The 4489-nt window shown below is 40.5% G+C and carries 6 protein-coding genes; 1 reads left to right on the top strand and 5 read right to left on the bottom strand.

Going from position 1 to position 4489, the window contains the following annotated elements; translation table 11 throughout:
- The 5 genes from IQ229_RS14460 to IQ229_RS14440 form a co-directional block, all read right to left on the bottom strand.
- Positions 1-385, bottom strand: a 385-nt coding sequence (locus IQ229_RS14460; RefSeq protein ID WP_194044781.1) for an exopolysaccharide biosynthesis protein, incomplete at its 3' end; no start/stop codon positions are given.
- A gap of 124 nt (positions 386-509) precedes the next feature.
- On the bottom strand, positions 510-1394 hold the full coding sequence (locus IQ229_RS14455) for a lipid kinase (protein ID WP_194044779.1): 885 nt from the start codon (positions 1392-1394) through the stop codon (positions 510-512).
- Between the two features lie 550 nt (positions 1395-1944).
- Positions 1945-2121, bottom strand: a complete 177-nt coding sequence (locus IQ229_RS14450) for a hypothetical protein (RefSeq protein ID WP_194044777.1) — start codon at positions 2119-2121, stop codon at positions 1945-1947.
- Between the two features lie 49 nt (positions 2122-2170).
- Positions 2171-2587: an alternative ribosome rescue aminoacyl-tRNA hydrolase ArfB gene (arfB, locus tag IQ229_RS14445; RefSeq protein WP_194044775.1), complete on the bottom strand. Its 417-nt coding sequence runs from the start codon at positions 2585-2587 to the stop codon at positions 2171-2173.
- Between the two features lie 56 nt (positions 2588-2643).
- Positions 2644-2889, bottom strand: a complete 246-nt coding sequence (locus IQ229_RS14440; RefSeq protein WP_194044773.1) for an RNA-binding S4 domain-containing protein — start codon at positions 2887-2889, stop codon at positions 2644-2646.
- Positions 2890-3374: 485 nt separating this feature from the next.
- Here IQ229_RS14440 and dpdE point away from each other — a divergent pair.
- Positions 3375-4489, top strand: a 1115-nt coding sequence (gene dpdE, locus IQ229_RS14435) for a protein DpdE (RefSeq protein ID WP_194044771.1), incomplete at its 3' end; no start/stop codon positions are given.

Below are 4489 nucleotides of genomic sequence, written 5' to 3'. Positions count from 1 at the left end.
ACCCATTAATTCGCCAAACTAAAGGATTATGGGCTATTTTTGCTAATCGGGGACGGGCGATTTTCTGGAAAACTTTGGTGAGCCGTCCCAAATTTTGCAAAAGTAACTGGGCGAAGGAACGAGGAAATTTGTAGTTAGCGATTCTTTTCGGTAGCCAAGGCGATCGCCTTCCTAAAAGCATTTGCACTGACAACAGTAGACAAGCACCACCAAATGGACCAGTTAATCCCGGTGGCATAGGAAGTAAAAAAGGCAAAACTAATAATGTAATTACCAGGCTGAAGCCCCGTTCTGAGGTTTCTGTCAGAATATCGCCTAGAGTCAGCGGTTGTTCAGCTAGGCGTTGCAACAGGGATTTTATATCTTGAGAAAATCTCAGATGCATTTGGCGTGAGTTGATGCGAGTTCCCACTTTGTAGTAGAGGAAGATGAGAGAGAATAACTTCTGAACTTTGCCAATTTTAGATTTTGAATTTAAGGAAAATCTAAAATCTAAAATTGAATAACTCCTAACTCCTGCTTTCTATGGGTACAAAAACAGCTATAGCTTTAGGTATAACCCGAAAATGAGCAGGGGTGTAGGTAGTGATTTCACCATCTGTATTGATAGGGCGAGTTTTGCGAGTATGTACCTCTATTTCTTGACCTTGAAGCGAGCGTACACTCTGCCAATGTATATGTCGCCCTCGTCGCATTGCGGGTAATAATAATATAACCTGCCACCAGTGTTCAATCTCCAAGCTATAAAGGTCTAGCCTTTGATCGTCTATTGTGGCATCGTCAGCCACTGCCATACCACCACCGTAATAGCGGCCGTTACCGACAGCAATTTGCACTGTTTTGACGCGAACCAATTCACCGTTGATCGCAATCTCTGCTGTAAAAGGTCTGGCTTCCAAAACCACTTGCAATGCAGTAGCAGCATAAGCAAATACTCCCCAACGGCGTTTGACTTCTTTGGTAAGTCGTTGGGTAATTTTTACACTCAATCCCATACTGGCAACGTTAAAAAAGTGCTTGCCATTCACACAACCCAAGTCGATGCGGTGTAAATGTCCATTTGCAATAATTTTGCAAGCTTCGTTGAGAGAATTAGGGATTCCCAAAGTTCTCGCTAGATCGTTGGCAGTTCCCAGAGGCAAGATTCCCAAAGGTAACTGAGTCTCAATTAAAGCATCTACAGCGGCATTTAGAGTACCATCTCCTCCGCCAATAATTACCAAGTCAACTTGATGCTTATAGCGAAGTATAACTTCAGCAAGATGTTTGGGATCTTCTGTAGACTCCTCAATTAAATCAAAACCAAATGTTTTCAGACTTTGAATCGCTTCCGATAGACCCTTTTGCCCTTGGCGAGCATGACGATTTACTAACAGCAGTGCGCGGGAACTCATGGGTGGTACCTTTTGTTGTTGAGATGTCCAATTATCCGCATCTATGTATTCTGCTTGATGTTGACTATAAAAAAGTGTTTAGGCTGTGGTGAAAGTTATCAACAATTCATTTTCCTAAAACTTATTATATTGTGACTACTAATTTTTAATTTTTAATTTTCTTTAGTTTAGCTTTACTAGCCCTCAGTGTGTTTATCTTCAACAAATATAATTATTACTCCTCAGATAAATGAATTTTAGGTGTTTTTATTTATAAAATAGCGAATTGTTCAAATATTATTATGCCAAACACAAGGAGTATTTTTCATTAAAATAGATACATTTACAGCAGATTGCAACTTCTCTACGTTCGCGTAGCGTGTCGCAGACAGAGGCTACGCCAAGGTGAGGTACAGATTATTGTAAGGACACAACAATGTTGTGCCCCTATCTGTGTACATCATTTACTTAAAAAATGAATACTGTATATAGCGCTTCTGTGTTGAATCCAATACAGCGCTAGTTGGTTGCTTAACGGTGGGAAATCCCATCTTCATTTGGAATTTTGATTTTATGACTTTTTCGGGTCGGTGTTGCGACCAATAATTGCTTGAAACACGTCCCCTAGTAGAAAGAAAAATGCTGCAACTAACACTACAAGCATTAAACCCGCAAGGGCCGCAAAGGGAGAGATGATAAACAAGATTAAAAGTGCAAACATCAAAATCTTTAGTAATGTCTTATTCATCTTTTTTCATATTGAAGAATATGTATCTTTTCTACAAATAATCGATGAATTAACAATCTGTCACCTGTCTTCTGTTAGATTTAATCTGTGCGCGCTTACTTTTATGGTCAAGGCGTTTTCTTTGAGAACTGCGAGTTGGTTTAGTCGGTTTGCGTTTGATTGTCACGACAACTGCGCTTTGAATGAGTTCTTGAAGTCGTTTCAAGGCTGACTCGCGATTGTTCTCTTGGCTTCGGTGTTCCTGGGCTTTAATTACAATTACTCCTTCTTGGTTAATGCGTCGATCGTTGAGCTTTAAAAGCTGTTGTTTATAGTAATCTGGTAATGATGAAGCCGCAATATTGAAGCGCAAGTGGATCGCGGTAGAAACCTTATTTACATTTTGACCTCCTGCTCCTTGCGAGCGAATCGCAGTAATTTCAATCTCAGTCTGTGGGATAATAACATTGTTGGAAATTTGCAGCATTACTCACAAGGCAAAAGAGAAACTTGTAACTTTGGGATAAACTTTCTTTACTCGGTTTACTTGGCTAAATCTATCATTACATCTGGGTCTTCATTGTTGTTCAAATTCACTTCTAAAGTCTGTCCTTGGATTGTCACTTTATCGCCCGGTACTAGTCGCCGTCCTCGTCGAGTTTCCAGCATCCCGTTTACTTGGACATCACCACCTTGAATCATCAGCTTGGCTTGGCCTCCAGTTGGCACTATACCCATCAACTTTAAAAATTGATTTAACTTAATTGTGTTGTCTCTAATTTTCTTCATAGTAAATAAATGTACACAATCTTAATTGTATCGTGGCCTTCTCAAGCCAAAGCGTAAATTTGTTACACCACATAATCAGCTAAGTATAGTATTTCATTAATTCGTAGCAAATTTAATTTGGCAATACCCTGCAATGGCATTGTGTTGGTAAACATTTAACAAAGTCACGCTTTTAGGCAAAACTTTGCTGATAAATGTGAATTTACAGCAGTTTTCATTTAATTGAACTGTATATGTTGTAAAAGCACAACAATGCTGTACCTCTAGTGTGTGGTGTATTTACCTGAAAATTGCTAATTTTATTAATTGGCTGTGATGGAGCGACGCCGATAGCGAGTCCGCGAGCTTCATAGCCCGTCGTAGATATCGCTCTAACAAAAACTGTAATACCAGTTATTATCTATAATGTTGATCGACAAAACTGCCAGATATGGGCTAAAAACTAGTCTGGAAGGTTCTTTTAGTGTGTTCAGGGGACTGGATCTATGATTAAGCTTGGTTTATTGGTACAGTCCCAGAATAACTCTTTGGGTATCGGAAAAGTTACGGAAATATCTGATACCAATGCAAACGTGGAGTATTTCTGCTCTATAGGCCAACGTCTCCAAAAAACTTTACCTTTAAGTTCGCTCTCTCAAGTCAAGCTGGAACCCCAGGCTCGATGCTATATTAAGTCCCAAACTCAGGATAAATGGATAGTGGGCAGAGTTTTTATCTGGGATGATGATACAGAAATGTATCAAATTGATTTACCAGATAAGAAAACTGCGATCGCTAGTGAAGAAGACATTTACGTTCGTTGTAATTTACCAAACACAGACCCCATCGAAACTCTGGCGATGAAGGGTCACGAAACGCCTTACTTCCACGACAAAAGATTGGCTTTCGTCAAAACCTTGATTAAGCAACGCGCTGTCAGTCGCGGGATGACGGGACTGATTTCGGCAAATATCAATCTTTATCCTCACCAAGTTGAAGTTGTGCGGCGGGTACTGGAAGACCCAATTCAACGCTACTTGCTAGCAGACGAGGTGGGACTGGGAAAAACCATCGAAGCGGGTGCGATTCTGCGTCAATTCCTCCTCGATGAACCGAAAAAAAATGCGGTGGTATTAGTTCCGCAATATTTGCTCAAACAATGGCGAACTGAGTTAGAAAACAAGTTTTACATCTCCCATTTTGGTAAACGGGTAGCGGTGCTGGCGGTTGAAGATATTCATAAAATCAACCTGAAAGCAAGGATAGGCTGCTTAATTTTAGATGAAGCTCATCACATCGCCGCAATGGCAACCTCTAAGGATGCAACAGTACGGCAGCGTTTTCAGACTTGCAAAGAACTTGCTCATAAAAGCGATCGCTTACTTTTATTATCTGCTACTCCGGTTCTCAATCACGAGCAGGATTTTCTGGCCATGTTGCACTTGCTCGACCCGACAACCTATAAACTGGACGATTTAGCAGGTTTCCGCACCAAAGTTGAAAGCCGTCAGCAAATTGGTAAACTTCTGCTTTCTTTTAAAGAAGGTGCAGAACCAGAGGTTCTCAAAAGCAACTTGCAGCAATTGCGAAACCTCTTGGCTGAGGATAAGTATTTACTAAA

The organism is Nostoc cf. edaphicum LEGE 07299 (assembly GCF_015207245.1).
GTDB lineage: Bacteria > Cyanobacteriota > Cyanobacteriia > Cyanobacteriales > Nostocaceae > Nostoc > Nostoc edaphicum_B.
The sequence above is the reverse complement of the archived record's forward strand: the minus strand, read 5'-3'. Positions and strand labels throughout refer to the sequence as shown.

What these genes read in the sequence shown, in the direction of transcription:
- IQ229_RS14440 (WP_194044773.1), bottom strand. Translation starts at nt 2,889, where the DNA reads ATGAAGAAAATTAGAGACAACACAATTAAGTTAAATCAATTTTTAAAG.
- IQ229_RS14455 (WP_194044779.1), bottom strand. Translation starts at nt 1,394, where the DNA reads ATGAGTTCCCGCGCACTGCTGTTAGTAAATCGTCATGCTCGCCAAGGG.
- IQ229_RS14450 (WP_194044777.1), bottom strand. Translation starts at nt 2,121, where the DNA reads ATGAATAAGACATTACTAAAGATTTTGATGTTTGCACTTTTAATCTTG.
- arfB (WP_194044775.1), bottom strand. Translation starts at nt 2,587, where the DNA reads ATGCTGCAAATTTCCAACAATGTTATTATCCCACAGACTGAGATTGAA.